This is a genomic window from Streptacidiphilus sp. EB129, from assembly GCF_041262645.1.
In the GTDB taxonomy this organism is placed as follows: Bacteria; Actinomycetota; Actinomycetes; order Streptomycetales; family Streptomycetaceae; genus Streptacidiphilus.
Map to the genome: position 1 here is coordinate 1 of NZ_JBGCCS010000015.1, position 26045 is coordinate 26045.

Here is a 26045-nt window from a genome sequence, read left to right on the forward strand (position 1 = left end):
CAGGTACGCGCCGTTTCCCGTCAAACCTGGGCGGTGTCCCCAAAAACCGAGGCCCCCCGGGTTCGGTGTCAACCCCCAACCCGGCGGGGGGGCCCGCTGGGGTGCGCGCCCGCCCCGGCGGGGACTGCTGACACTTCTTCAGACGAGGAAGCTTCAGAAGAGGATGCTTCAGGCGAGGAAGTCCGCCAGGTCCCGGAGCAGTGCGCTCTTGGGCTTGGCACCGACGATGGTCTTCACGACCTCGCCGTTCTGGTAGACGTTCATGGTGGGGATGGACAGCACGCCGTAGGTCGCCGGGATCGTCGGGTTGGCGTCGATGTCCAGCTTGGCGATGGTGATCTTGTCGCCGAACTCGGCGGCGATCTCCTCCAGGGCGGGGGCGACCTGGCGGCACGGGCCGCACCAGGCTGCCCAGAAGTCCACCAGGACGGGCTTGTCGCTCTTGAGCACCTCGGCGTCGAAGGTGGAGTCGGTCACGGTGATGGTGGCGCCGGCCACGGGAGCTCCTTGGGTATGCGGGGGGATGTCGGGGGGGTGGTATTCGGGCAGACTCAGCAGGAAGTCTGCGTGGGGCGTGTCTCAGACGGCGCTGACGGCAGCGGTGGAGGCGTGGTGGGCGAGCGCGGCCAGGTGGCGCTCGGCGTCGAGCGCCGCGGCACAGCCGGTGCCCGCAGCGGTGATCGCCTGACGGTAGGTGTGGTCGACCACGTCGCCGGCGCCGAAGACACCGGAGAGGTTGGTGCGGGTGGACGGAGCGTCGACGCGGAGGTAGCCCTCGTCGTCCAGCTCCAGCTGCCCCTTGAAGAGCTCGGTGCGCGGGTCGTGGCCGACGGCGATGAACAGCCCGGTGACCGGGAGCTCGCGGGTCTCGCCGGTGACCGTGTCGCGCAGCGTGAGCCCGCTCAGCTTGGTGTCGCCGTGGATTTCGGCGACCTCGCTGTTCCAGGCAAAGCTGATCTTGGGATCGGCGAAGGCGCGCTCCTGCATCGTCTTGCTGGCCCGCAGACTGTCGCGGCGGTGAACCACGGTGACCGACTTGGCGAAGCGGGAGAGGAAGGTCGCCTCCTCCATCGCGGTGTCGCCACCACCGACCACGACGATGTCCTGGTCGCGGAAGAAGAAGCCGTCACAGGTGGCGCACCACGAGACACCGCGGCCGGACAGCTCGTCCTCGCGGGGCAGGCCGAGCTTGCGGTGCTGCGAACCGGTGGAGACGATCACGGCCTTCGCACGGTGGACGGTGCCCTCGGAGTCGGTCACGGTCTTGATGTCACCGGTCAGGTCGACCGAGAGGATGTCGTCCGGGATCAGCTCGGCACCGAAGCGCTCGGCCTGGCCGCGCATGTTGTCCATGAGCTCGGGGCCCATGATGCCGTCCTGGAAGCCCGGGAAGTTCTCCACCTCGGTGGTGTTCATCAGCGCGCCGCCCGCGGATACCGCCCCCTCGAAGACCAGCGGCTTCAGGGAGGCACGCGCCGTGTAGAGCGCGGCGGTGTAGCCGGCCGGGCCGGAGCCGATGATGATCACATTGCGGACGTCGCTCACTGCATCTCCTGAATCGCTTCGCAGGCCTTGGGCCGACGAGGTGGACGGCGCTGCTGCCTGATTCCATCCCGCTCAACGGATCCCAAGTGTCTCGCATTCCCGGCGGCTCATCCGCGCGGAACGGTCTGCTCCAGTGCGATTCGTCCCGAACTCTCGCCGGACGCGCCCTGGGCGCAGGCACTGTCCACCAGGTAGGCGTCGACTGAGTGCGCCGGGTCGGCGCGGTCAGGATAGACCACGGCGTATACGCCGATGCCGTGGTAGCTGCCTGTTGAGACGGTCAGCGGCGTCTCGCCGGGGCGCCCGATCCCGGCGCTCACGCATGAGGGCACCGGCAGCGAGGCCGCGCCGTTGGGGCTGACGCCGGGCGCGGAGGGGTTCACTCGGGTGCTCTGCGGGTGAACCCTGGTGCCGGACGCGGGTGTGGACGTCCCGGCAGATGTGCCCGCCGACGACTGGAGCAGCTGCTGGATCTGCTGGGTGAAGGCCGTGTCGGTGAAGTCGGGTCCGGCCTGCCTGGCCGGGGCGTCGACCGGTCCCCGGGCTGCGTTTCCGGCGGCACTGGACGCGCTGCTGGGGCCAGGGCCGGTGAGGTGCAGGATCGAGAAGCTGGCCAGACCGACGGCGGCAAGCGCCGCCAGGCCGACCACGGCCTGGCGTACCCTCCGGGCGCGCCGGGGACGGCCGACCGGTCCCTGTTCTCCGCGAGGCCTGCCCGGTGGCCGCTCGGGGGCCGTCGGGGGCCGACCGTGGGGGGCGGGGTCAACGGTCGGCACGGTGCTCAGCAGTGCTTCCGCGGCCAGTGCCGCGTCGATCCGGATCCCGATCTCGGCGGGCAGCTGCGGGGTGTCCGTCCGCCCCAGCAGTGAACGGATCTCGCCGATGGCGTCGCGGGTGTCGAGACACTCTGCGCAGCCCGCGAAGTGGGCGTGCAGTGCTGCGGCCACCTCGGGGGCGAGCAGGTCCTCCAGGTAGTCGGAGATGGCCTCGACGTCGGGATGTCCGGACGAGTCCAGGCCGAGGGCAGGAGTGGTCGAGCTCATGAGGGCAGCTCACCTCCAGCCTGGGAAACAGTCGGTAGTGGGACGGTCGTGCCCGCTTCCGGGTTCCTTCCCCCGGGTGCGGAGGAGCTATCCCTGGGCGCAGCATGATCAGCCATGCGTGGTGTTTCACGTGAAACGTCGGCTGTGGCGGCCTGGCGGAGATGGGCGATCTGCGGGAGAAGCCGGGCTCGACCCCGAGCGCAGCGACTCTTCACGGTGCCGATGGGGACGCCGAGGATCGCTGCGGCCTCGGCCACGGGGTAGCCCTGCATGTCGACCAGGACGAGGGCGGCGCGCTGGTCGGAGGGCAGTGAGGCCAGCGCTGTGCCCAGTTCCCGGCGAAGTTCTCCGCGTTCCACCGAGACATCGGCGCCCTCGTCATGGCCCAGCAGATCCTCTGGCGAGGACTCCTCATCCAGCGGGCGAGTTCTTCGGCTTGCCGCGCGCCGGGCCCGGTCCAGGCAGGCGTTGACCACGATGCGGTGCAGCCAGGTGGTGACCGCCGAGCGCCCCTGGAAGGTATGGGCGGAGCGGAAGGCTGACACCAGGGCGTCCTGGAGGGCGTCGGCCGCCTCCTCGCGGTCGCCCAGAGTGCGCAGGGCTACTGCCCACAGCCGGTCCCGGTGCCGGCGGACCAGCTCGCCGAAGGCGTCGTGATCTCCCGCGACATGGCGGCTCAACAGGTCGGCGTCGGAGGCGGCGGCGAGCGCCGACTCCGACGCTCTCGTCCCGTCGATCTCCTGCGACGATCCCGCCACGGCATCCTTCCCAGTCGGACCCAGCCTTTTCGGGTCGGAGCCCAGCCTGCCACCCTCGGGCCGATCGGGTCAGCCCAGGATCTGGATCTCCGAGATTCCGCCGCGATAGTGGCCTGTGCCGTCCGGCGGAAGACTGGTGATGTGGACCAGAACGTAGCGGGTCTGCACCGGCGTGGCCAGCAGGGCACTGTCGAAGCTCGTGGTGGACACCCCGCTGTTGGCGATGCGCTGGGTGTATCCGCTGAGGTCGCTGGGGGCGCTGCCGGCGTCGGCCGGCGCCGCGAGCACCTCCATGGTCTGGCCGCTGGTCGGTACGGTGATCTTCACGCCGGAGACGCTCTGGACGCTGCCCAGATCAACGATGATGCCGCTGCCTTCGGCTCGCGTGGTGAGCCTTCCGAAGTTGGGGTAGCCGTCGTACTGCGAGGTGATCCAGGCCGTGGTCGGATTGCCGTCGATGGCGAGCGGCACCAGGTTGGCCGCTATCGGTGTCTCCAGGGGCGAGAACTCGGTGGCCCCGGCGATGTGCAGCACCTGCGGCGCCTTCGGGGTCGGGGACGCGGACCCGCTGGCACCGCTGGCACTCGCCCCGGGGGTGCTGCCGCTGGTGGTGGCGGGCTTCTGCATCAGGGCCTCGGCGATTCCCCAGCTGCCCAGGCCGATCGCGGCGAGCAGGACCAGGGAGATTCCCCATTTGAGGGCCCGGCCGGTGCGTCCCGGAAGCGCTGGCGGCAGTGGTGGGGGCCCGGCCGGGCCGGGCCGGCGAGGTGGGCTGTCGGGTGCGGTCTGTGGTCGGCGGCTGCCAAGGTGCTGGGGAGCGGAGTAACTGGACGGGGGGTACTCGGGGACTGTGAGTGGTTCCGGAGCGGGCTGTCGGACCTTCGGCATCAGGTCGATGGCCTTGGCCAGGGCCTCGGGTGAGGTCAGCCGCTCAAGGTGCCGTCCCGGTGTCGGGCACAGGGTCTGTGCGCAGAGGTCGGACAGGCCGCGGTGCACCCCGGCCTTGACCTGCTCCGGCGGCACCAGTCCGACGTTCCGGGGCATCCCCTGCAGTCCGTGGCGGTCCTCGGGGTAGGGCCAGCGTTGGGTCAGGGCCGCGAAGAGCAGCGCGCCGATGGCCTGGGTGTCGCGCAGTTCCGCGTCCGCACGGTCCCCGGCGATCAGGCCGTGCAGCGCCGCGTCCATGGCGATGCCGTTGATCCGGTACTGGCCGGAGTCGCTGCGCAGCACGCAGGAGGGGGTGAGCCGGAGGTGGGAGAGGCCACGGCGGTGCGCGGAGGCGATCGCATCGGTGACCTGACGAACCATCTGGTAGGCCTCGTAGGCCTCCAGTGGACCCTCGGCGAGCAGCGTGCCCAGGTCGGTGGCGTCGGGGAGCCATTCGCGGATGATGTAGACCAACTCGCCGTCCTCGACTGCGTCCAGGACCTGGACGAAGCGTGGATCGCCGAGCAGGGCCGCCTCGCGGGCGGCGGCGACAGCACCTTGGGAGCGCTGGTTCCCGGAGGCCAGGATGTGGATCCCGACGGCACGGCGCAGTTTCTCGTCGACCGCGCGCCAACTGGTGAAGACACCCGCTTGGGTGAGGCATTCCTCCAGCCGGTAGCGGTCCGCGATGCGGTCTCCGCTGTGCAGCACCGGCGCGGGAAGAAGAACACCGGGAGCCTCGTCCTGAGGGGCGGCAGGATCGGGAGCGACGCCGGGCGTGGCCTCGGCTGCGGTGTCCGCCTCCGCCTCGGCTGCGTTGGCTTCCGTGTCCGTGGCGGTGTCGATGGCGGCGTCAGTGGGCTCGGCTTCGGAAGGTTCGGCCTCCGAGCGGTCGGTGGCTGAGGAGTTGGCCTCCGCCGGCTCGGCCTCCGCTGGCTCGGCCTCCGCTAGGTCGGCGTCCGCGGGCTCGGCGTCCGCCACGGCGTCCGCCTCGCTCTTGCGTTCGGCCTCCGCCTGGTTCTCCGCTGCGTCCTCGGGATCGCTGTCGGATTCTTCCTCGTCACGGAGCAGTTCGGCGATCTCCTCGGCGTTGATCGCCGCCGTCGCCTCGGCCGCCGGTTCAGCGGAGACCTCACCGATCGGAGCGGCGTCCTCACCGTTCTCGACGATCGCCTCGACCGGGGCCTTGCTGCGGTCCGCCACCTTCGTCCTGCCTCCCCTTGAGTCACCCGCAGACCCGCTGCGGGCGTGCGGCCAATTGTGCCAACTCCCACTACTCGACTACGACCCACGATCCCCCTCGACAGTTGCCCTGGGGAGGCGCTAACCGGTCTCAGCGGCCGAGGCGGCTCCGCACCATGCCGATCAGCGAGGTCAGCTCGTCGATCCGCATCCGCTGGGCGATGACGACGAACAGGCCCAACTGCACCACCGCGCCCACGATCAGACCGGCGAGCTCCCCGAGGAAGCCCCGCCCCAGGGAGTTGACCAGGAGGTAGGAGACCAGGAATCCGAGGACGGCCGGAATGATGCTGGCGCCGATGAGCCGCCCGTAGGTACGGGAGATCCGTGGACCGTCCAGATCGCCGATACGCCGCCTCAACCGGGGCAGCGCGACCAGCAGGCCGACCAGGTAGGAGAAGCCGTAGGCGAAGGCCATGCCGGTGACCGCCCAGCTGGCCGGCAGCACGAAGTAGCAGATGGCCGAGAGCGCCGCGTTGCTGACCGCGACCCACACCGTGTTGTAGAAGGGGGTGCGGGTGTCCTCGTAGGCGTAGAAGCCGCGCAGCAGCACGTACTGGGCCGAGTAGGGGATCAGTCCCAGCGCGAAGGCGGAGAGCATGTAGCCGACCGAGGTGCCCTGGGAGGAGGAGCCGAAACCGTAGAGGACGGACCCGATCATCGGCCCCAGGGACAGGAACAGGAACGCGGCGGGCACGATCGCCACCGCTGAGGTGCGCAGGCCGTACGACAGGTCGTCCCGTACCGCCGACGCGTCGCCGTCCGCGGCGGCCCGGGAGATTCGTGGCAGGACTGCGCTCATCACCGACACCGTGATCACGGCCTGCGGGAGCTGCCAGATCAGCAGCGCGTTGGAGTAGGCGGAGAGTCCGGTGCCGTTGCGTCCGGAGGCGTTGCCCGCCGCCGTGGCCAGCTGCGTGACGACCAGGTACCCGGCCTGGTTGGCGAGCACGAACAGGAAGGTCCACTTGGCCAGCTTGGCGGCGTGGCCCAGGCCGTGGCCGCGCCAGTCGAAGCGGGGACGGAAGTTGAACCCGGCGGCCCTCAGGTAGGGGATCATCGACAGGGCCTGGACGGTGAGACCGAGCAGGGTGCCGATGCCGAGCATCCGCACGCCTTCGGGGGAGATCGTCTCCGGGGACACCCCGGTCCTGCCGAACGGCCCGTAGACCCAGGCGAACATGCCGAAGGTGAAGATGACGACGATGTTGTTGAGGACCGGGGTCCACATCATCGCGCCGAACCTGCCGCGGGCGTTCAGGATCTGACCCATCACCACGTGCACGCCCATGAAGAAGATGGTCGGCAGGCAGTAGCGGGCCAGGGAGACCGTTACGGAGGCGCTCTGCGGATCCTTCATGATGGATGCGGACACCAGCCGGACCAGCAGCGGTGCGGCCAGGACGGTCGCGAAGACCACGCCGCCGAGCCCGACCACCACCAGGGTGAGCAGCCGGTTGGCGTAGGCCTCGCCGCCGTCCTCGTCGTTCTTCATGCTGCGGACCAGCTGCGGCACGAACACGGCGTTCAGCGCGCCGCCGCCGACCAGGATGTAGAGCAGGGTGGGCAGGGTGTTGGCGACGTTGTAGGCGTCGCCCATGGTGCCGACGCCGATCGCGAAGGTGATCACCATGGTGCGGACGAAGCCGGTGCCCCGCGAGACCAGGGTGCCCGCCGCCATGATGGCGCTGGAGCTGAGGATCCCGCCGCCCTTGCCGGCCTCCTCCTCGCCCTTCTCGGCGGTCTGACCGCCCGGCAGGGCGTCGATGCGCAGCAGCGGCATGGTGCCGGTGAACTCCGCGGCCGCGTCGCCGCCGGCCTCGCCGTAGATCCCGGGGGAGTAGCCGACCTGGTCGCCCTCCCGGAAGAGGTAGGCGTAGGGGTCCGCGGACTCGTCCCCGCCCCGGTTGCGCGGCGCGGATTCGGTGCTGTGCGTGATCAGCTCGTCGACGCCGACGTCGGCGTAGTGCGGATCGGCGTTGAAGCCCTGCGGCGGGCCGAAGCCGGGCACGGTCGAGCCGTCGGGCGCGGTTCCGGGCGCGGGAGCGTACTGCTGGGCCTGGCTGCCCTGCGGGTACTGCTCGGGCTGGTACGCCTGCTGGAACGGGGCCTGCTGGTAGCCCTGCTGGGGCGACTGCGGGTACGGGGTGCCCGGGTAGGGCGGCTGGACGTACGCCTGCTGCCCGCCCTGCGGGTAGGGCTGCTGGGGGCCCGGCTGCTGCCCGTAGTGCTGCTGCGGCCCCTGCTGCTGTGCGGCCTGCGGTGCCGAGGCCTGCTGCTGGGGGTTCGGTTGCGGGCTCGGCTGCGGGGGGTACTGCTCCTGCTGCGGATACCCGCTCTGCTGGTAGGGCTGCTGGTACTGGGTCTGGTCGTAGTGGCCCGGCTGACCGTAGTGTGCCTGGTCGTACGGCACCCCGTCGTACTGTGCCTGGCCGTAGGACGGCGCTCCGTACTGGTCCTGGGGGTAGGGGGCCTCGCCGTACGGGTCCTGGGCGTACGGGTCGCGCGCGTAGGTCTCATCCAGGTAGGGGTCGGCTCCGACCTCCGAGCTCGGCGCCGTCACCGGGGCATTCGGAGGATTGCCGTGGCTCGACGCACGTCCACCGCGGCCCTGCTGGGTTCTGCCGTCACGCGGCGCGCTCATGCCACCTCTCCGGGTACTCGTTCGGGACGACCGGGCTTCCCGGTCGTCTCAGATGCCTAGCCTCTCACCCGAAGGCGAGTACCCAGGGGTTCAGGGCGCGTTTCGCTCATTGTGACGTGCGCTTTTCCCGTCTCCATTGCCTGTCCCCGCTACCGTGCCGGTCGGTCCCTGCGCCGCTGCGGCCTCCAGAGCCGCGTTCTTCCTGCGCTTCCAGTACAACCGCAGCGCGGCCAGTACCACCAGTAGGCCGCCACCCACCATCACCGCGATCACGCCGCTGGGCAGGCTGGTGACGTCGACGTAGAAGACCACCGGCTCGCCGTAGGGCCTTCCGTCCGCGGTCGTGTACAGCTGCGCGACCATCTGGTACTGCCCGTTGGCGGAGGCCGTCACCGTGAACCGGACGGTCGGCTTGGTACCGCCCTGGGCGGTCACCGGCTGAGTGTCGGGGTCATCCACGTTGAGACGGGCCGGGGAGGCGTCGGAGCTGAGCCGGACCTCCAGCTTGAGCACGGTCTGCTGCAGGTCGTTGCCCACCGTGATCGGGATCTTCGCTTTGCCGCTGCCCGGCAGGGTGACCGTGGTTCCCTGGGTCAGCAGGATCGAGACCGCGCCCTGCAGGCTGTCCAGGTACGAGCTGGTGTTGTCCCGGTAGGCCTCGCCCGCCGCTCCCTGGTCCCGCCACTGGGTGGACACCGATCGCAGCACCGCGCCGTTGAACGCGGCGTTGAGCTTGTCGGGGCGGGAGAGGATCTTCTCCAACTGGGTCAGGCCCTGCTGGACGCCCGCGACCTGCGCCAGGGCGTCGCTGCTCAGCTGGCTGGATGCGACGGCGCCGGGGTAGGCGGCGATGCTGGTCCCGGCGTCCTTGGTCGGCTGGGCCTGCTCCACCGTCCCGTACGGCACCGGGGTGGCCCACTTGCCGTCCACTGCCGCCTTCAGTGCGTTCGCCAGCGTCTGCGCGGTGCTGGCGGACATGTCGCGCGGCGGTTGCACCAGGATGTCGCGCTGCTCGCTGGGCCGCTCCTCGGTGATGGCCAGCGTCTCCGCGAGGAAGCGCTGTTCGGCGAGGATCTGCGCACTGTGGGAGGACAGGTCCCCGGCGAAGATCGAGGACAGGACGGAGTCGGCGGCCACCGCGGTGACTCCGCCGCCGAGCGAGCGGGCCGCGTTGGGGGTGTAGGTCAGCGAGTCGGGCAGGCTGGCGCTGTTGGCAAGGATCTCGGTCGCCCCCGCGCTGCGGGCCAGCGCGACCACCGACTTGTCGAGATAGCCCTCATAGGGCCAGGCCACCGAGTGGTCCGCGCTCACCTGAAGCGGATTGAGGCCGATCTGCCCGAGATCGGAGCCCGCTGCCTTCAGGGAGGCCGCCAGCGATCCGGTCTGCTGGGTGCCGCGGGCGATGGAGGCGATGTCGGGATCCCCGGTCGGCAGCGAGAGCACCTGCCTGCCGTCCAGACCGGCGACCGCGGTCTGCATCCCCTTCAGCCAGGTACTGGCCGCGTTGCCGCCGGTGCCGGCCTGGGTGCAGGCGCAGGTCGGGGTGGCGCCCTTGGTGTCGTTCCCGGTGGCGACCCGGTAGTTCCCCGACATGGCGACCACCGTGTTCACCAGGTCCGGGTCGATCACCCAGGTGGGCTTGAGCGCCGCGATGCTGCTGCCGATCGACTGCAACTGGCCCAGCCGCCCGTCGGCGCCCAGCTCGTTGGTCAGGTCGTCGTTGGCCAGGACCGGCTGGTCCGGCTGCTGGCCGTCGGTGTAGGTCTGCGGCTGGACCCGGGGGGTGTCCACCATCGGCCACAGGGTGGCGATCTGTGTGGGTTTCACGTCGGTGGCGGAGAAGAGTGGCAGGAACGTCCGCGCGATGCCGAGGTCCTGGGCCGGGGACGATCCGTTGACGCTGCCGGTGGCGTCGACCGCGAGCGCGTACACCCCGCTGTCCATGCTCAGGTTCATGTCGCTGATGGCGACCGTCAGCGAGAAGGAGCTACTGGTCGCGCCGGGTGCCAGGGTGCCCAGCGACTGGGTGGCGCCCTTGGCGGTCAGGGCGGGCGGGTCGGAGTCGTTGGGGGTGCTCAGTGAGGCGATGTCGGCGATCTGGCCCCGGGTGCCGAGCCGGTCGGGATCGACCTTGACGCCCACCTGCAGGCCGGAGATCGGCGTGCTGCCACTGTTCATGACCGTGCCGGTGAGCCGGATCGTCCCCTTGGCCTGCGGTACCGGCGGATCGATCGCGGAGAGCGAGACCACTGCCGGATACCGGGAGCCCGCTGCCCGGGGCGCCGCCGCGACCGACCCGGGGCTGCGGCCGGTGACCTTCGACACCTGGCCGACCAGCACCGGCGACGCCGTGGTCTGGTAGCGGGCCGGGCCGAGGGCCGGTGCCAGCGAGGTCCCGCCGGCGATGGTGAGACCTGAGGCCAGCAGGACCGTCCCGCCGCGGAGCGCCACCCGCCTGAGCAGGGTCCGCCCCAGGGGATCTCTGTGCCGTGCCGCCACGCCCACGCGCCCTCGCCGTTCTCGTCGCTCGGTCACTGCTCTGATCACTACTCGGATTCGGTCACTGCTCGGTTCACGTCACTGCTCGGTTCACGTCACTGCTCGGTTCAGGTTCACGTCACAGCTCGGCAATCGCCCCGCACGCTGCTCCGCGGGGGGCGGCCTCCGCCATGGGTGCGCCCTGGCATGGTAACGACGTTGCCCGACGCCGGGTGCAGTCGGGCAGGCCCGGATGGGCGCACCGGCCCGGGACCGGCTGCCCCGGGACGATTCCCGGGACGGTTTCCGGGTCCGGGGCGCGGCCTCGCCGTTCGTTCGTGACAGCAGGTGAGGGGCCCATGCACGGATAACGAGGCGCGGCCGGTACGTAACGCCGCGTACCCTTGTCTGTCGTGCCGAATGACAATGATCCCAGCGAATTCCGCCCCGCCGACGCGCCCGCTTCCAGCGCTCCCGCCGCCGAGGCGCTGAGTGCCGTGCAGGCCGCCGCCATGAGCGGAGTGCTGGGCGCCTACCCTGTCGCGGACGAGCTGGGGCGGCGGTTCCATGAGGCCGGATTCCGCCTTGCGCTGGTCGGCGGATCGGTGCGGGACGCCCTGCTCGGCCGGCTCGGCAACGACCTGGACTTCACCACTGATGCCCGGCCCGAGCAGATCCTGGCGCTGCTGAAGCCCTGGGCGGACGCGATCTGGGACGTCGGCATCGCCTTCGGCACGGTCGGCGCCCGCAAGAAGGCGCGTCCGACCACTGGTGGCGGCGAGCTGCGGGACTTCCAGATCGAGATCACCACCTACCGCTCCGAGGCGTACGACCGCACCTCGCGCAAGCCCGAGGTGTCCTACGGCGACTCCATCGAGGACGACCTGGTCCGGCGGGACTTCACCGTCAACGCCATGGCCGTCGCCCTGCCCGAGGTCGTCTTCATCGATCCGCACCACGGTCTCGACGACCTGGCCGCGAAGGTGCTGCGTACCCCGGGGACACCGGAGCAGTCGTTCTCCGACGACCCGCTGCGGATGCTGCGGGCGGCCAGGTTCGCCGCCCAGCTGGACTTCGAGGTCGCCCCCGAGGTCGTCAGCGCGATGACGGAGATGGCCGAGCGGATCGAGATCGTCTCCGCCGAACGCATCCAGGCCGAGCTCAGTAAGCTGCTGCTGTCCGAGCGCCCGCGCAAGGGTCTGCTGCTACTGGTCGACACCGGCATCGCCGCCAGGGTGCTGCCGGAGCTGCCCGCGCTCCGCTTGGAGCGGGACGAGCACCACCGGCACAAGGACGTCTACGAGCACTCGCTGACGGTGCTTGAGCAGGCGATCGACCTGGAGACCGACGGCCCCGACCTGACCCTGCGGATGGCCGCGCTGCTGCACGACATCGGCAAGCCGCGCACCCGCCGCTTCGAGAACGGTGGCGGGGTGTCCTTCCACCACCACGAACTCGTCGGCGCCAAGATGACCGCGAAGCGACTGCGTGAGCTCAAGTACTCCAATGACCTGATCGCGGACGTGTCCCGGCTGGTGGAGCTGCACCTGCGGTTCCACGGCTACGGCACGGGTGAGTGGACCGACTCCGCGGTGCGCCGCTACGTCCGGGATGCCGGCCCGCTGCTGCCACGACTGCACCAGCTGACCCGCTCCGACTGCACCACCCGCAACCAGCGCAAGGCGGCCGCTCTGTCCCGGGCCTACGACGGCCTGGAGCAGCGCATCGCCGATCTGCAGGAGCGGGAGGAGTTGGACGCGATCCGGCCGGATCTCAACGGTGACGAGATCATGGCGATCCTGGGCCTCAAGCCCAGCCGCGATGTCGGGGACGCCTACAAGCACCTGCTGGAGCTGCGGCTGGAGCACGGGCCGATGGGCCGGGACGCCGCCGAGGCGGCCCTGAAGCAGTGGTGGGCCGATCGGCAGCAGGAGCGGTGACGCGCCGCCGCTGAGAGCGTGGCTACCTGCGCGGCTGCGGTGCGCCGCCGCCGCGCAGGGTCAGTCCGTAGCCGAGTGCGGTCAGCGCGTACAGCGCCGCCGAGCCCAGCACCAGCGGCACCGAGAGGCCGCTGGCCGGCAGTATCAGCGCGGTGACGGCTGCCGCGGCCACCAGCGAGGCGTTGAACAGCACGTCGTACACGGCGAAGACCCGGCCCCGGTAGGCGTCCTCCACCGAGGTCTGCACCACCGTGTCCGTGCTGATCTTGATGCCCTGGGAGAACAGCCCGAGCAGAAAGGCCGCGATGATCACCGGGGCCGGGGTGAAGAACAGCCCCAGCGCGGGGGTGAAGACGGCTGCCAGGGCCGCGCAGCAGACCAGCCACTGCTGGACGCCGATACGCCGTGCCGCCCACGGGGTCAGCAGCGCCGCGACGAAGAAGCCGGCCGCGGACACGGCCAGGGCCAGGCCGAGCCAGCGGATCCCGGCGCTCTCGTTCTGCGTGGGGGCGAAGGTGTTGCGGCAGAGCATCAGCACCAGTACCAGCAGCAACCCGTAACAGAAGCGGCAGACGGTGATCGCGGCCAGCGCGTAGGTCGCCGGACGGCAGTCCCGGACCAGGTGCACGATGCCGGCGACCAGCCCGCGCAGGGTCTCCAGCAGGACGGCACCCAGTGGCTCCGGGGCGTCGGGGGTCCGCTCCGGGCCCAACAGGTCCCTGGCCATGGTCCGGGCGGCCATCGCCGCGCTGCCGTACCCCAGCGCGGCGAGCACCAGCAGTGCGGAGTTGGCGGTCGGTCCGCCCGGCAGTACCAGGCGGACCAGGAACCCGGAGCCTCCGCCGACGGTGGCGGCCAGCGTGCCCAGGGTGGGGGCCAGCGCGTTCGCGGTGACCAGCAGTGCGGCCGGGACCACCTGGGGCAGTGCGGCGGAGAGGGCGGACAGCACGAACCGGTTGACGCCGGTGACCAGCAGCGCCGCGGCGAAGAACACCGGGGTGGGGACCTTGAGCAGCACCAGCACCGCCGTCCCCAGGCAGAGCACCAGGCGCAGCAGGTTGCCGTAGAGCAGGATCTGCCGGCGGCGCCAGCGGTCGATCAGCGGCCCCGAGAAGGGTCCGAAGAAGCAGAACGGCAGCAGCATCACCGCGAAGGCGGAGGCGATCGCCCCCGGAGTGGGCTGCCGCTCGGGAGAGAAGACGACGTAGGACGCCAGGGAGACCTGGAACACCCCGTCGGACAGCTGCGAGAGCAGTCGGGTGCGCAGCAACCGGCGGAAGTCGCGCAACGCCACCAGCGGTGCGAACCTGCCGGTCACGGAGCGGTCCTGAGGGGCGGACCCGCCGCGGGTGATCGACACGTGCACAGACTCCCACGTCGCCGGGCGGATGCCCATGCGTGGCGGCCCGCGTCGTTGCGCGCGGACGGGCCGGGGGACGCCCGCGCGAACGCGGAGACCCCCGGTCACCGCCCCGGTGCCCCGTGTTTCACGTGAAACGGGGACCGGCTGTGGTGGTGACCGGGAGTCTTTCGCGTCAGCTCAGCACGAAGCCTTCAGTACGAGAGCTTCAGCACGCGGTGTTGAGCACGCGCGGTGTTCAGCGCTCGACCTCGCCGCGGATGAACTTCTCCACGTTGTCGCGGGCCTCGTCGTCGAAGTACTGCACCGGCGGGGACTTCATCAGGTAGGAGGACGCCGACAGGATAGGGCCGCCGATGCCGCGGTCCTTGGCGATCTTCGCCGCGCGCACCGCGTCGATGATGACACCGGCCGAGTTCGGCGAGTCCCACACCTCGAGCTTGTACTCCAGGTTCAGCGGCACGTCGCCGAAGGCACGGCCCTCGAGGCGCACGTACGCCCACTTGCGGTCGTCCAGCCAGGCCACGTAGTCGGAGGGGCCGATGTGGACGTTCTTGGAGCCCAGGTCGCGGTCCACGATCTGGGAGGTAACGGCCTGCGTCTTGGAGATCTTCTTGGACTCCAGCCGGTCGCGCTCCAGCATGTTCTTGAAGTCCATGTTGCCGCCGACGTTCAGCTGCATGGTGCGCTCCAGCAGGACGCCGCGGTCCTCGAAGAGCTTCGCCATCACGCGGTGCGTGATGGTCGCGCCGACCTGCGACTTGATGTCGTCACCGATGATCGGGACCCCGGCCTCGGTGAACTTGTCCGCCCACTCCTTGGTGCCGGCGATGAACACCGGGAGGGCGTTCACGAAGGCGACCTTGGCGTCGATCGCGCACTGCGCGTAGAACTTGGCCGCGTCCTCGGAACCCACCGGGAGGTAGCAGACCAGGACGTCGACCTGGCGGTCCTTGAGGACCTGGACGACGTCGACCGGCTCCTCGGAGGACTGCTCGATGGTCTCCAGGTAGTACTTGCCCAGACCGTCGAGGGTCGGGCCACGCTGGACCATCACACCGGTCGGCGGCACGTCGCAGATCTTGATGGTGTTGTTCTCGCTGGCGCCGATGGCGTGCGCGAGGTCCTGGCCGACCTTCTTGGCGTCGACGTCGAACGCGGCGACGAACTCGACGTCACGGACGTGGTACTCACCGAACTGCACGTGCATGAGACCGGGCACGCGGCTGTTCGGGTCGGCGTCCTTGTAGTACTCGACGCCCTGGACAAGCGAGGCGGCACAGTTGCCCACACCCACGATGGCTACGCGAACCGAACTCATTTCCGGCTGCTCCCTGTTGTGATCGTGAGGGTCGCGCTGGAACGCGACACCTCAACTTGATTGGTTCAGCTTCAGCTTCAGTGGTTTCAACTTCAGCTCAGGCCCTGCCGGCAGTCCCCCTGCCGCCCGCGTGCGCGTCCTGTTCCGATGTTGCCGTCGGGGCGGACGCGCGAGGTCAGCGCTCCGTGGTGGAGCGCCCCGGGCGGTCTGGGGGCGGTGCGGTGATGTCCGCGGGCCGGTCCCTGCCGTCCGAAGTCTGTGAGGTGAGCCCGGGCGGCGCGCCCGGGGGGCCGACGTCGTGTCGGGTGGCGCCGTCCTGGCGGCCGGTCCGGTTCGCGCGCTCGGTCTCGATGAGCTCGTTGAGCCAGCGGACCTCGCGTTCCACCGATTCGAGACCGTGCCGCTGCAGTTCGAGCGTGTAACCGTCGAGCCGTTCCCGGGTACGAGCCAGCGAGGTCCGCATCCGTTCCATCCGCTCCTCCAGCCTGCTCCGGCGTCCCTCCAGGACGCGCATGCGCACGGCCCGGTCGGTCTGGCCGAAGAAGGCGAAGTGGACACCGAAGTGCTCGTCCTCCCAGGCGTCGGGGCCGGAGTCGGCGAGCAGTTCCTCGAAGCGCTGCTTGCCCTCCGGGGTCAGCCGGTAGACGATCTTGGACCGCTTGCCGTTGAGCGCCGTCGCCGGGATGTACTCGGTGTCGGGGTTGTCCTCGACCAGGTAGCCCTGGGCGACCAGGCCCTTGAGGCAGGGATAGAGCGTTCCGTAGGAGAAGGCGCGCAGGGAACCGAGCAGGACGTTGAGACGTTTGCGCAGTTCGTAGCCGTGCATCGGGGCGTCGTGGAGCAGTCCGAGGACGGCGAACTCAAGGATTCCTGAGCGTCTGCTCATGTTCTGCCGCCTCCTTCCGCCACTGCCGGGGTCCTCCGAAGGGACACTATGGCATCTCGATGTATCGAGTCGATACATCGAGACGATATGACGACGGCGCGTCGCGGGCAAGTGCCGATCCGGTGAAGGTGATCGCGAGAGCCCGTGTGCGTTCTCACGCAAGGGCCGTTCGAGGGCGGTTCGACCATGTCTTTCGTAAGTATCTGCGGGCGCTTTGTCCCTATTGGAAGCTGACGTCCCTTTAGGGCTCTTCACTGGCTGCGTAATCTGTCGCCTATGCAAAAAGCCGGGAACCACAGTGACCAGAGGGGCGTCGTGGTCCTCGGTGCACTACGGCCTCTCCGGCCGGCGCCCCGGGGGACTCGTGGACGTACCGACAGGTCCGCCACGGATCGGAAGTGGATCACCGCCTTCAGGCCGCCGGGCCTGTCCGAGGAGCAGCTGGAAGCATGAGCGAACATCGGCGCAAGCAGCAGCCGGAACCATCCGGTTCGACTGGCCGGGGGCGCGGCGAGCAGCCCCCCGCCCGGCCACAGGGCCGCCCGGCCGGAGCCCCTCCGCGCAGGACGGCGAGCCCGCAGGGCGCGGCACCGACGACGGCGCAGCCCCGGATGACCCGGGCCGAGATGCGCAAGGCAGCCCAGGCCAAGGGCCGCCGCGGCGCGGACGCCGGCAACCGGATGGAGGGCGGCTCCGGTGGCCGTCGCGGTGGCAAGGGCCCCGGCGGTCCGACCGGTCCCAAGCCGAAGCGTTTCCTCGACTACCCGCGCTGGGGCAAGCGCGGGGTGCGCCGCTGGATCCCCTCGTTCAAGCAGATCCTCAGCGTCACCCTGCTGGGGGCGGCCAGCCTGGTCGGGCTGGTCAGTTACGCCTACGCGAACGTGACCATCCCCGACCCCAGCAAGCTGTCGGCGCTGCAGAGCAACACGTACTACTGGGCCGACGGTACGCAGATGGCGCGCCGCGGCTCGTTCTACCGGCAGAACGTCGACCTGTCGACGGTTCCCAAGGCCGTGCAGAACGACTTCCTGGCCGCTGAGAACGCAAGCTTCTGGACCGACTCCGGCGTCGACCCGCAGGGCATCCTGCGTGCGGTCTACCACATGGTGCAGGGCGGCGAGGTCCAGTCCGGCTCGACGATCACCCAGCAGTACATCAAGAACACCCGGCTCAGCCAGACCCAGAGCGTCTCGCGCAAGTTCGACGAGATACTGATGGCCGTCAAGATGGGCAGCACCCCGCAGGACAAGATCACCATCCTGCAGGGGTACCTGAACACCTCCTACTTCGGCCGGGGCGCCTACGGCATCGAGGCCGCCGCCAAGACCTACTACGGGGTGTCCGCCTCCCAGCTCAACCCCAGTCAGGGCGCCTTCCTCGCCGCCCTGGTGAACGGCCCCAGCTTCTACGACCCGGCCGGTTCCGACGGTCAGGGCACCGACGCGGCGCGCAACCTGCAGAACGCCACCGCCCGCTGGACCTGGATCATGGGCCGGCTGCCGATCGACAACCTGCTGCCGGCGGACCAGGAGCAGCAGTGGCTGGCCAAGGGCTTCCCCATGCCCAAGCCGATCGCCCAGGACTCCAGCAAGTCCGGCTACATCGGCTACCTGGTCGACCTCGCCAACAACAACATGCTGCGCAAGGGGATCCAGCAGTCCGACCTGGACAAGGGCGGCTACCAGATCTACACAACCTTCGACAAGAAGTCGATGGACGAGATGAAGGCGGCCGTCGACACCACGTTCAAGGGCCAGCTGGATCCCAAGCGGACGGTGACCGACCAGGTCAAGGGCGACTCGCACGAGGGCCAGAAGTACAGCGTCGACGCCTGGATGCACGCCGGCGGCGCCTCGGTGAAACCCGGTGACGGAGCGGTGACCGCGATCTACGGCGGTCCCGACTACATGAAGCAGCAGTTTGACGACGCCGACAACCCGGGTGTGCAGGTCGGTTCGACGTTCAAGGCGTTCGTGCTGGCGGCGGCGCTGCAGGACGGCACCGCGGCGAAGAACGCGGCCCAGGGCACCACCTCGGCGGGTGGGGCCAGCGGTTCCCCTGGTGGCGGTGGGATCTCGCTGAACAGCCTCTACAACGGCAACAACAACCTGGTGATCAAGAACGCCGACGGCAGCGTCTGGACCGACTCGGTCAACAAGACCGGCCTGAAGATGCCCAACGACAGTGGCGAGAACCTGGGCATCATCAACCTGAAGACGGCGATGGCCCAGTCCATCAACACCGTCTACGTCCAGCTCGGTATGGACGTCGGGATGAACAACGTGAAGGCCGCCGCCGTCGCGGCAGGTGCCGGCCAGCCCGGCAGCGGGGTCTACGAGGCGACGTCGCCGACCTTCGCGCTGGGCACCTCGCACCCCGGGCCGATCCGGATGGCCGCCGCCTACGCGACCTTCGCCGCGTCCGGGATGGAGGCCGACCCCTACGAGGTCTCCCGGTACGTCCTCAACGGCCAGAGCACCTCGTTGAAGTCCGTCCCGCACCAGGTCTTCGTGCCCGGCGTGGCGGACTCGGTGACGGCGGCACTGCGTGGCGTCATCCAGGACCCGAAGGGCACCGGTGCCCGGGCCAAGGCGCTGGGCTGGGACGCGGCCGGCAAGACCGGTACCACCGACTCCAAGAAGTCGGCCTGGTTCGTCGGCTACACCAAGAACCTGTCCACCGCGATCGGCCTGTGGGACCAGAGCCCCTCGGACCACTCCTTCTGGCCGTTGATCGGCCTCGCGGGCAAGCAGGACATCTACGGTGCCGACTTCCCCACCGAGATCTGGACCGCCTACATGCAGGCGGCCCTCAACGGCCAGTCACCGCAGACCCTGCCGACCGACCCGCACTACGGCTCGGTGCAGAACGAGTCCGGGGTGTCCTCGCCGACGCCGTCGGCCACCGCCACCCCGTCCGCGTCCACGCAGCCGCCGGTGACCCACGGTCCGACGCCGCCGACGACGGTCGGGCCCAGCCAGACGCAGACGCCCCCGCCGTCCCCGACGGACACCTGCGCCGGGCTGCTCGGCTGCGGCGGGCTCCCCACGCCGACGGACACGTCGTCCAGCGGCGGGCCCTCCCCGACCCGGTCGTCGGGGCACCTGCTGCCACCGCCCGGCGGCTGACCGGCTCGTCTCGCGCAGCACACAGGCCGTACCGGGGCATTGCGCCCCGGTACGGCCTGTCGTCGTACCGGGGCGGGAGACCCTGCCGGGCATCCAGCGGTACCCAAATCGGGCTCCCGCCCAGATTCGTGCGGCAGGATATCCGCCATGACGTCGAGCGAGCATGACGAGGCGGCGGCGCCTGAGCCGGACCGCAGCCCCGCCCCCGGTCCAGTCCAGCCGTCCGACCAGGACGGATCCGACCAGCACGCGCTCCGGGGCGGGCCCGTCTCCGTGGGCTCCCGTCGGAGCCGGCTGCCCGACCCGCCGCCCGAGGACACCGTCGTGGTCCCCGCCGACGAGGACCCGACCGCCGCCGCCGGCAGCGAGCTCATCGGTGGCGCCCCCGGCCGCCGGGCCCTGCTCGGTGTCAGCTGGTGGACGGCCGCGCGGGTGCTGGCGGTCTGCACGATCCTCGTCTACGCCCTCGGCATGGTGCAGAAGCTGCCCTGCTACGACGGCGGCTGGTTCTTCGGGGCGACCTCGCAGTACGACCACGCCTGCTACAGCGACATCCCGCACCTGTTCACCCTGCGCGGCTTCTCCACCGGCACCATCCCCTACCTGGACCGGCTGCCGGGCTCGGCCGACCCCACCATGCAGTACCTGGAGTACCCGGCGCTCACCGGCCTGTTCATGTGGCTGGCGGCCCGCCTCACGCCGGGGACCGGCGGCGACGTCCACCGGGAGCAGGCGTTCTGGCTGATCAACTCGGGCCTGCTGCTGGTGTGCGCGGTGGTGGCCGTGATCGCCGTGGTGCGCACCCACCGCCGTCGTCCCTGGGACGCGCTGCTGTTCGCGGTCGCCCCGGTGCTGGCCCTGGACTCCACCATCAACTGGGACATCCTGGCCGTCGCGCTGACGGCGGTGTCGCTGGCCTGCTGGGCCAACCGGCGGGTGCTCTGGTCGGGCGTGTTCCTCGGCCTCGCCGTGTCCGCCAAGCTCTACCCGGTGTTCCTGCTGGTCCCGCTGCTGCTGCTGTGCCTGCGGGCCGGCCGGATGGCGCAGTTCCTGCAGTTCCTCGCCGGTGCGGTCGGGGCCTGGCTGGTGGTGGACCTGCCCTTCATGCTGCTCAACTTCAAGGGCTGGGCCACCTTCTACACCTTCAGCGAGGCGCGGGGCATCGACTACGGTTCGTTCTGGCTGATCCTGACCCAGAACAACTACCTGAGCCTGAGCCTGTCCGTTCCGACGGTGAACGCGATCATCGTGGTGCTGATGGCGGTGTGCTTCCTCGGCATCGCCTGGCTGGCGTTCGCCGCCCCGCGCCGGCCCCGGCTGGCCCAGCTGGCGTTCCTGGCGGTGGCGGCCTTCGTGGTCACCAACAAGGTCTACTCGCCGCAGTACGTGCTGTGGCTGCTGCCGCTGGCGGCACTGGCCCGGCCGCGCTGGCGGGACTTCCTGGTCTGGCAGGCCTGCGAGGTGCTCTACTTCCTGGCGGTCTGGTACAACTTCGCGCTCACCGCCGGCCCGGCGTCCAACCCCAAGGGCCTGCCGACCGACTGGTACCACGCCGCGATCGTTGTCCACATCCTGGGGACGTTGTTCCTGTGCGCAATGGTGGTACGGGACGTGCTGCTGCCGGAGTACGACGTGGTGCGCTGGGACGGGAGTGATGATCCGTCAGGAGGCGTTCTGGACAGGGCAGATGACATGTTCGTGATCGGCGCCCGCAACTACGTCGAGGTCAAGTACGCAGGTCCCGAGGAAAGTTAGGCCTGTGGACAAGACACCGGGGCCCTGTGGACAGTCAACTGTCCACAGGGCCCCGGCAGGTCCGGTGGGTCCGGCTCCGGTGGGGACCGCCGGCTCAGTCCCGGTCCACGATGCGGTCGAACAGGGTCGTCGTGTGCCGCAGCGTGGCCTTCAGCTCCTCGCCCACCTGCGGGGGCTGGACCTCGCCGGGTACCCAGAGCAGTGAGACCTGCATATGCGGCGGCTCCGCGAAGGCCAGCTTGGAGCCGTTCCAACTGAACGGCGAGGGCGTGCGGTTGAGGGTGGCCAGGCCGGCCCGGGCCAGGTTCTTGGCCCGGGGCGTGAGCCCGGTCAGGTTCTTCGGCGCCTCCAGGCCCACCCCGTGCGCGGTGCCGCCGGCCACCACCAGCAGGTGGCCGTCGCCGGCCGCGCGGTGCTGGCGGTAGCCGTAGCGCTCGCCCTTGGCCAGTGCGTGGGCCTCCATCACCGTGCCCCGACAGTCGATCACGTCGTGCGCGCCCAGCCACAGCTGGGTGCCGATCCGGGCCCGGAAGTGGATGTCGGGGTAGCACTGCGCGAGTTCGGCCACCTCCTGGGAGCGCAGATGGCTGACGAACATCCGGCGCAACGGCAGCCCGGCGGCGCGCAGCCGGTCCACCCAGGCGGCGGTCTCGGCCAGCGGGTCCACCCCTTCGGGCCGGTCCATCGGGAGGTGCACCGCGAAGCCCTCGACCCGGACGTCGTCCACGGCGGAGCGCAGCTTCGCCAGGTCCTCCGGGGCGACGCCGTGGCGCCGCATTCCGGTCATGCACTCGATGATCACCCGCCCGCCGACCAGGCCGCGCAGGCCCTCGATGGTCCCGACGGTGCGGATCACCCGGTGCGGCAGCGGCACCGGGTCCTCGCCGATCCGGTACGGGGTGAGCACGATCAGGTCCCGGCCGAAGTAGTCCTTCAGCTCGGCGGCCTCGTAGGCCGTCCCGACCGCGAGCACGTCCGCGCCCATCCTGGCCGCCTCCTCGGCCAGCCGCAGGTTCCGGAAGCCGTAGCCGTTGCCCTTCGCGACCGGCACCAGGCCGGGGAAGGACTCCACGACGGAGCGCTGGTGGGCACGCCAGCGAGCGGTGTCCACGTACAGGGTGAGCGCCATGGGGCTGAGCCTTCCGGGATACGACGAGCGGTGACAGCGAAGGGGTGGGTGCGGACCGTCAGCGGCGGTTCATGTACATGTCGAGCGCCTTGTGCAGCAGCTTGTTGAGCGGGAAGTCCCACTCGCCCAGGTACTCGGCCGCCTGGCCGCCGGTGCCCACCTTGAAGCGGATCAGGCCGAACAGGTGGTCGTTCTCGTCCAGGGTGTCGCTGATGCCGCGCAGGTCGTAGACCGTGGCGCCGAGTGCGTAGGCGTCGCGCATCATCCGCCACTGAATGGCGTTGTTGGGCTGGCACTCGCGCTTGTGCACGGTCGAGGCCCCGTAGGAGTACCAGACGTGCTCGCCGACCGTGATCATGGTGGTGCCGGCCAGCGCGTCGCCCTCGTGGTAGGCCAGGTACAGCCGCATCCGGTTGGGGTCCTCGCTGGTGAGGGCCTTCCACTGGCGCTGGAAGTAGGACAGCGGGCGCGGGATGAACTGGTCGCGCTCGGCGGTCTCCAGGTAGAGCTGGTGGAACACCGGCAGGTCGTCGTAGCCGCCCTGGACGATCTCGACCCCGGACTTCTCGGCCTTCTTGATGTTGCGCCGCCACAGCTGGTTGAAGCCCTTGAGGACGTCGTCCAGCGAGCGGTTGGCCAGCGGTACCTGGAACACGTACCGCGGCTGGACGTCGCCGAAGCCGGCGCCGCCGTCCTCGCCCTGCTGCCAGCCCATCCGGCGCAGCCGGTCGGCGGTGTCTATGGCCCGCGGCTCGTACCAGTCGGCCTCGACGTCGCGCAGCCGCTTGGCCTCCTTGCCGGCGATGGCGCTCTTGATGCTCTCGGCCTGCCAGCGGCGGATTATCACCGGCGGCCCCATCTTCACGGTGAAGGCGCCCTGGGACTTCAGGTGCGCCAGCATCGGCTGCAGCCAGCGGTCCAGGTTGGGGTCGAACCAGTCGATGACCGGGCCCTCGGGCAGGTAGGCCAGGTAGCGCTTCAGCTTGGGGATCTGCCGGTACAGCACCAGGCCGGCGCCGACGATCGCGCCGCGGTCGTCGAACCAGCCGATGCTCTCGGAGCGCCACTCGGCTTTGACGTCACCCCATGAGGGGACCTGCATGTGGCTGGCGGAGGGCAGGCTCCGGACGAAGGCCAGGTGCTCCTCCCGGGTGATGGTCCTCAGGCGCAGGCTCATGTGGGGGTGCTCCTCGGGCGTCAGGTCGCGTCAGACGCGAAGCCTACTGCCCAGGTGGAGCGCCCCCATAGGGACGCCGGGTCAGCGGGGCCCGGTGTCGGCCGGCGCCGCCCGGTCGTCAGCCCGTCGTCAGCCGAACACGCCGCCGAACAGCCCGCCGTGGGCCAGGCCGATACCGAAACCGACCGCGCAGGCGACGCCCGCGACGACGAGCACGAAGCGTTCGGCTGTGGTGGCCGAGATGTACTGGCCGTACGCGGCGGTGAAGACGCCGATCAGTCCGGTCCAGGACGCGAGCAGGTGCAGCCCGCGGAACATGCAGGTCGAGATGGCGATGGCGGCCAGCACGACGGTGATCCCGGCGAGGGTGTCCTGCAGCGGGTGAGGCTTGCCGTCGCTGTTGCGCTGGACGACGGAGGACAGGGGGAAGTCGTGAGGGGCGCGCGCGGAGGGTTGGTTCTGCGAGGATCCGGCCGACTGTGCCATGAAACCCGCCTCCTTGGGAGGTGTCGGCGGTATCGGTGGCGCACTGTAGTACGTCCCGTACCCGATGTGTACAGATTGCGGCGATCGGGGGGCCGATTTCAAGACCCCATTCGGGTACCTGTAGTCTGGACCGTCTGCACCGGTGTGGCGCGGCGGTTTCCGCCGCGACTGCTCACTGACGGTGATCGCTCCGGACTTCCGGAGTGGTGACGACGCGGTTCTCCGCTCGTTGTCAGTGCCGACCACTACTGTTGCGACGCGTTCACAACCCTCCTGCCACGGAAAGACCGTGGCCGCTGAGTCCAGAGGAGGTGGGTTCTACATGCGTCATTACGAGGTCATGGTGATCCTCGACCCCGATGTCGAGGAGCGCGCTGTCTCCCCCCTGATCGAGAACTTCCTCAATGTCGTCCGCACCGGCGGCGGCAACGTGGAGAAGGTCGACACCTGGGGTCGTCGTCGCCTGTCGTACGAGATCAACAAGAAGTCCGAGGGCATCTACTCGGTGATCGACCTCAAGGCTGAGCCTGCGGTCGTCAAGGAGCTCGACCGTCAGCTCAACCTGAGCGAGCAGGTCCTGCGCACCAAGGTGCTCCGCCCGGACACCCACTGAGGCACCCCCATAGCGCTTCGGTCCGTCCCCCGGGCCAGTGAGGCGCTGCACTGCTCGGCCGTCCGTACGGCCGCAGCGGTGAGCACTACCTGAACGGAACCGCTCCCACCGAGAGGTCAACCCACCATGGCAGGCGAGACCGTCATCACCCTCGTCGGCAACCTCGTCGACGACCCCGAGCTGCGTTTCACGCCGTCGGGTGCGGCCGTCGCGAAGTTCCGCATCGCGTCAACCCCCCGCACCTTCGACCGTCAGACGAACGAGTGGAAGGACGGCGAGAGCCTCTTCCTCACGTGCAACGTCTGGCGTCAGCCGGCTGAGAACTGCGCAGAGTCGTTGCAGCGCGGTATGCGCGTCATCGTCCAGGGTCGTCTGCGGCAGCGTTCGTACGAGACCAAAGAGGGCGAGAAGCGGACCGTCTTCGAGGTCGAGGTCGACGAGGTCGGCCCGTCGCTGCGTTCCGCCACCGCGAAGGTCACCAAGGCCCAGCGGTCCGGCGGTCAGGGCGGCGGCGGTGGCTTCGGCGGCAACGGCGGCGGTGGCTTCGGCGGCGGTGCCCAGCAGGGCGGCGGTGGCGGCTGGGGCTCTCAGGGCTCCGGTGGCGGCCAGTCCGCTCCGTCCGACGACCCCTGGGCGTCCAGCGCCCCGGCGTCCGGCGGACAGCAGGGTGGCAGTGGCGGTGGCGGCAGCTGGGGTGCCCCGGCCGGCGGTGGCGGCTACTCGGACGAGCCTCCGTTCTAGGCAGTGTGCCGGGCAGAGTCCACGGAGTCCGCTCCGCGGGACGACGCCCACTCAGACTTGATCCCGTGCGACCCGGTCCACGCCCCTCGCGGGGCAACGACCGGATCGTGAACACCAGTTGGAGTACATGATGGCGAAGCCGCCTGTACGCAAGCCTAAGAAGAAGGTTTGCGTCTTCTGCAAGGACAAGATCTCCTACGTCGACTACAAGGACACGAACCTGCTTCGCAAGTTCATCTCCGACCGTGGGAAGATCCGCGCTCGCCGGGTCACCGGCAACTGCACCCAGCACCAGCGCGACGTGGCCACGGCTGTGAAGAACAGCCGCGAGGTCGCTCTGCTGCCCTACACCTCGACCGCTCGCTGATTAGGAGGGTGACCGAACAATGAAGATCATCCTCACCAACGAGGTCTCCGGCCTCGGTACCGCCGGCGACATCGTCGAGGTCAAGGACGGATACGCCCGCAACTACCTGGTCCCGCGTGGCTTCGCCATCCGCTGGACCAAGGGCGGCCAGAAGGATGTGGACGCGATCCGTCGCGCCCGCAAGATCCACGAGATCCAGACCCTGGAGCAGGCCAACGAGGTCAAGGCCAAGCTTGAGGCCGTCGCTGTGAAGCTCGCCGTGCGCGCGGGCGACGCGGGCCGGCTCTTCGGCTCGGTGACCCCGAGCGACGTCGTCGAGGCCATCAAGGCCGTCGACGGCCCGCTGGTCGACAAGCGCCGCGTCGAGATCGGCTCGCCGATCAAGACCACCGGCGCCCACCAGGTCACCGTCAAGCTGCACGCCGACGTGATCGCCACGATCAACGTCAACGTCGTCGCCGCCTGACGCAGCACCACCGCACGCGAAGGCCGGCCCCCTCGGGGG

20 protein-coding genes are annotated in these 26045 nt (G+C 69.8%); 7 read left to right on the forward strand and 13 right to left on the reverse strand.

Features of this window, described 5'->3' with window-relative positions; all coding sequences use genetic code 11:
- Positions 1-168: 168 nt before the first annotated feature.
- The 7 genes from trxA to ABH925_RS19425 form a co-directional block, all read right to left on the reverse strand.
- Positions 169-498 (reverse strand): thioredoxin, encoded by a 330-nt coding sequence (gene trxA / locus ABH925_RS19395; protein WP_370149536.1) that lies wholly within the window; start codon positions 496-498, stop codon positions 169-171.
- A gap of 81 nt (positions 499-579) precedes the next feature.
- Positions 580-1545 carry a thioredoxin-disulfide reductase gene (gene trxB / locus ABH925_RS19400; protein ID WP_370149538.1) on the reverse strand — a complete coding sequence of 322 codons (966 nt, stop codon included), beginning with the start codon at positions 1543-1545 and terminating at the stop codon, positions 580-582.
- Between the two features lie 107 nt (positions 1546-1652).
- The gene (locus ABH925_RS19405; protein ID WP_370149540.1) at positions 1653-2588 is read right to left on the reverse strand and encodes an anti-sigma factor; all 936 of its coding nucleotides are present in this window, start codon (positions 2586-2588) and stop codon (positions 1653-1655) included.
- Positions 2585-3346 (reverse strand): RNA polymerase sigma factor SigM, encoded by a 762-nt coding sequence (gene sigM / locus ABH925_RS19410; RefSeq protein WP_370149542.1) that lies wholly within the window; start codon positions 3344-3346, stop codon positions 2585-2587. Before sigM ends, ABH925_RS19405 begins: the two co-directional genes overlap by 4 nt.
- A 69-nt stretch (positions 3347-3415) precedes the next feature.
- Positions 3416-5476 carry a protein kinase family protein gene (locus tag ABH925_RS19415; protein WP_370149546.1) on the reverse strand — a complete coding sequence of 687 codons (2061 nt, stop codon included), beginning with the start codon at positions 5474-5476 and terminating at the stop codon, positions 3416-3418.
- Between the two features lie 130 nt (positions 5477-5606).
- The gene (gene murJ / locus ABH925_RS19420; protein WP_370149547.1) at positions 5607-8159 is read right to left on the reverse strand and encodes a murein biosynthesis integral membrane protein MurJ; all 2553 of its coding nucleotides are present in this window, start codon (positions 8157-8159) and stop codon (positions 5607-5609) included.
- Positions 8160-8249: 90 nt separating this feature from the next.
- Positions 8250-10610, reverse strand: a complete 2361-nt coding sequence (locus ABH925_RS19425) for a DUF6049 family protein (protein ID WP_370149549.1) — start codon at positions 10608-10610, stop codon at positions 8250-8252.
- A 440-nt stretch (positions 10611-11050) separates the two neighbouring features.
- Here ABH925_RS19425 and ABH925_RS19430 point away from each other — a divergent pair, with 440 nt between their 5' ends.
- A complete protein-coding gene (locus ABH925_RS19430; RefSeq protein WP_370149552.1) occupies positions 11051-12577 on the forward strand; it encodes a CCA tRNA nucleotidyltransferase in 1527 nt (508 codons plus the stop codon).
- A gap of 22 nt (positions 12578-12599) precedes the next feature.
- Here ABH925_RS19430 and ABH925_RS19435 read toward each other — a convergent pair whose 3' ends face one another.
- The 3 genes from ABH925_RS19435 to ABH925_RS19445 form a co-directional block, all read right to left on the reverse strand.
- Positions 12600-13895 carry an MFS transporter gene (locus tag ABH925_RS19435; protein ID WP_370149554.1) on the reverse strand — a complete coding sequence of 432 codons (1296 nt, stop codon included), beginning with the start codon at positions 13893-13895 and terminating at the stop codon, positions 12600-12602.
- Between the two features lie 280 nt (positions 13896-14175).
- Positions 14176-15258 carry an inositol-3-phosphate synthase gene (locus ABH925_RS19440; RefSeq protein WP_370149556.1) on the reverse strand — a complete coding sequence of 361 codons (1083 nt, stop codon included), beginning with the start codon at positions 15256-15258 and terminating at the stop codon, positions 14176-14178.
- A gap of 175 nt (positions 15259-15433) precedes the next feature.
- The gene (locus ABH925_RS19445) at positions 15434-16144 is read right to left on the reverse strand and encodes a helix-turn-helix transcriptional regulator (RefSeq protein WP_370149558.1); all 711 of its coding nucleotides are present in this window, start codon (positions 16142-16144) and stop codon (positions 15434-15436) included.
- A 449-nt stretch (positions 16145-16593) separates the two neighbouring features.
- Here ABH925_RS19445 and ABH925_RS19450 point away from each other — a divergent pair, with 449 nt between their 5' ends.
- Together ABH925_RS19450 and ABH925_RS19455 are read left to right on the forward strand one after the other, a co-directional pair.
- Complete coding sequence (locus tag ABH925_RS19450) at positions 16594-19272, forward strand: transglycosylase domain-containing protein (RefSeq protein ID WP_370149560.1); 2679 nt, start codon at positions 16594-16596, stop codon at positions 19270-19272.
- Positions 19273-19419: 147 nt separating this feature from the next.
- The gene (locus ABH925_RS19455; protein ID WP_370149561.1) at positions 19420-21027 is read left to right on the forward strand and encodes a glycosyltransferase family 87 protein; all 1608 of its coding nucleotides are present in this window, start codon (positions 19420-19422) and stop codon (positions 21025-21027) included.
- Between the two features lie 94 nt (positions 21028-21121).
- Here the strand turns inward: ABH925_RS19455 and ABH925_RS19460 are convergent, their stop codons facing one another.
- From ABH925_RS19460 to ABH925_RS19470, 3 genes are all read right to left on the reverse strand, one after another.
- Entirely contained in the window at positions 21122-22156 is a 1035-nt protein-coding gene (locus ABH925_RS19460; RefSeq protein ID WP_370149563.1) for an alanine racemase, read from the reverse strand.
- A gap of 58 nt (positions 22157-22214) precedes the next feature.
- Positions 22215-23333 carry a lipid II:glycine glycyltransferase FemX gene (locus tag ABH925_RS19465; protein WP_370149565.1) on the reverse strand — a complete coding sequence of 373 codons (1119 nt, stop codon included), beginning with the start codon at positions 23331-23333 and terminating at the stop codon, positions 22215-22217.
- 129 nt (positions 23334-23462) lie between these two features.
- The gene (locus ABH925_RS19470; RefSeq protein ID WP_370149567.1) at positions 23463-23819 is read right to left on the reverse strand and encodes a hypothetical protein; all 357 of its coding nucleotides are present in this window, start codon (positions 23817-23819) and stop codon (positions 23463-23465) included.
- A gap of 322 nt (positions 23820-24141) precedes the next feature.
- Here ABH925_RS19470 and rpsF point away from each other — a divergent pair, with 322 nt between their 5' ends.
- From rpsF to rplI, 4 genes are all read left to right on the forward strand, one after another.
- Positions 24142-24432 (forward strand): 30S ribosomal protein S6, encoded by a 291-nt coding sequence (rpsF, locus tag ABH925_RS19475; protein WP_030254742.1) that lies wholly within the window; start codon positions 24142-24144, stop codon positions 24430-24432.
- A gap of 126 nt (positions 24433-24558) precedes the next feature.
- A complete protein-coding gene (locus ABH925_RS19480; protein ID WP_370149568.1) occupies positions 24559-25173 on the forward strand; it encodes a single-stranded DNA-binding protein in 615 nt (204 codons plus the stop codon).
- Between the two features lie 130 nt (positions 25174-25303).
- A complete protein-coding gene (gene rpsR, locus ABH925_RS19485; protein WP_034089348.1) occupies positions 25304-25540 on the forward strand; it encodes a 30S ribosomal protein S18 in 237 nt (78 codons plus the stop codon).
- Between the two features lie 19 nt (positions 25541-25559).
- Positions 25560-26006: a 50S ribosomal protein L9 gene (gene rplI, locus ABH925_RS19490; RefSeq protein ID WP_370149570.1), complete on the forward strand. Its 447-nt coding sequence runs from the start codon at positions 25560-25562 to the stop codon at positions 26004-26006.
- Positions 26007-26045: the final 39 nt, after the last annotated feature.

Bases quoted from the DNA above. Each gene is read 5' to 3' on its own strand.
- ABH925_RS19405 (WP_370149540.1), bottom strand. From the start codon at position 2,588: ATGAGCTCGACCACTCCTGCCCTCGGCCTGGACTCGTCCGGACATCCC.
- murJ (WP_370149547.1), bottom strand. From the start codon at position 8,159: ATGAGCGCGCCGCGTGACGGCAGAACCCAGCAGGGCCGCGGTGGACGT.
- ABH925_RS19440 (WP_370149556.1), bottom strand. From the start codon at position 15,258: ATGAGTTCGGTTCGCGTAGCCATCGTGGGTGTGGGCAACTGTGCCGCC.
- ABH925_RS19445 (WP_370149558.1), bottom strand. From the start codon at position 16,144: ATGAGCAGACGCTCAGGAATCCTTGAGTTCGCCGTCCTCGGACTGCTC.
- ABH925_RS19450 (WP_370149560.1), top strand. From the start codon at position 16,594: ATGAGCGAACATCGGCGCAAGCAGCAGCCGGAACCATCCGGTTCGACT.
- ABH925_RS19455 (WP_370149561.1), top strand. From the start codon at position 19,420: ATGACGTCGAGCGAGCATGACGAGGCGGCGGCGCCTGAGCCGGACCGC.
- ABH925_RS19460 (WP_370149563.1), bottom strand. From the start codon at position 22,156: ATGGCGCTCACCCTGTACGTGGACACCGCTCGCTGGCGTGCCCACCAG.
- ABH925_RS19465 (WP_370149565.1), bottom strand. From the start codon at position 23,333: ATGAGCCTGCGCCTGAGGACCATCACCCGGGAGGAGCACCTGGCCTTC.
- ABH925_RS19470 (WP_370149567.1), bottom strand. From the start codon at position 23,819: ATGGCACAGTCGGCCGGATCCTCGCAGAACCAACCCTCCGCGCGCGCC.
- rpsF (WP_030254742.1), top strand. From the start codon at position 24,142: ATGCGTCATTACGAGGTCATGGTGATCCTCGACCCCGATGTCGAGGAG.
- ABH925_RS19480 (WP_370149568.1), top strand. From the start codon at position 24,559: ATGGCAGGCGAGACCGTCATCACCCTCGTCGGCAACCTCGTCGACGAC.
- rpsR (WP_034089348.1), top strand. From the start codon at position 25,304: ATGGCGAAGCCGCCTGTACGCAAGCCTAAGAAGAAGGTTTGCGTCTTC.
- rplI (WP_370149570.1), top strand. From the start codon at position 25,560: ATGAAGATCATCCTCACCAACGAGGTCTCCGGCCTCGGTACCGCCGGC.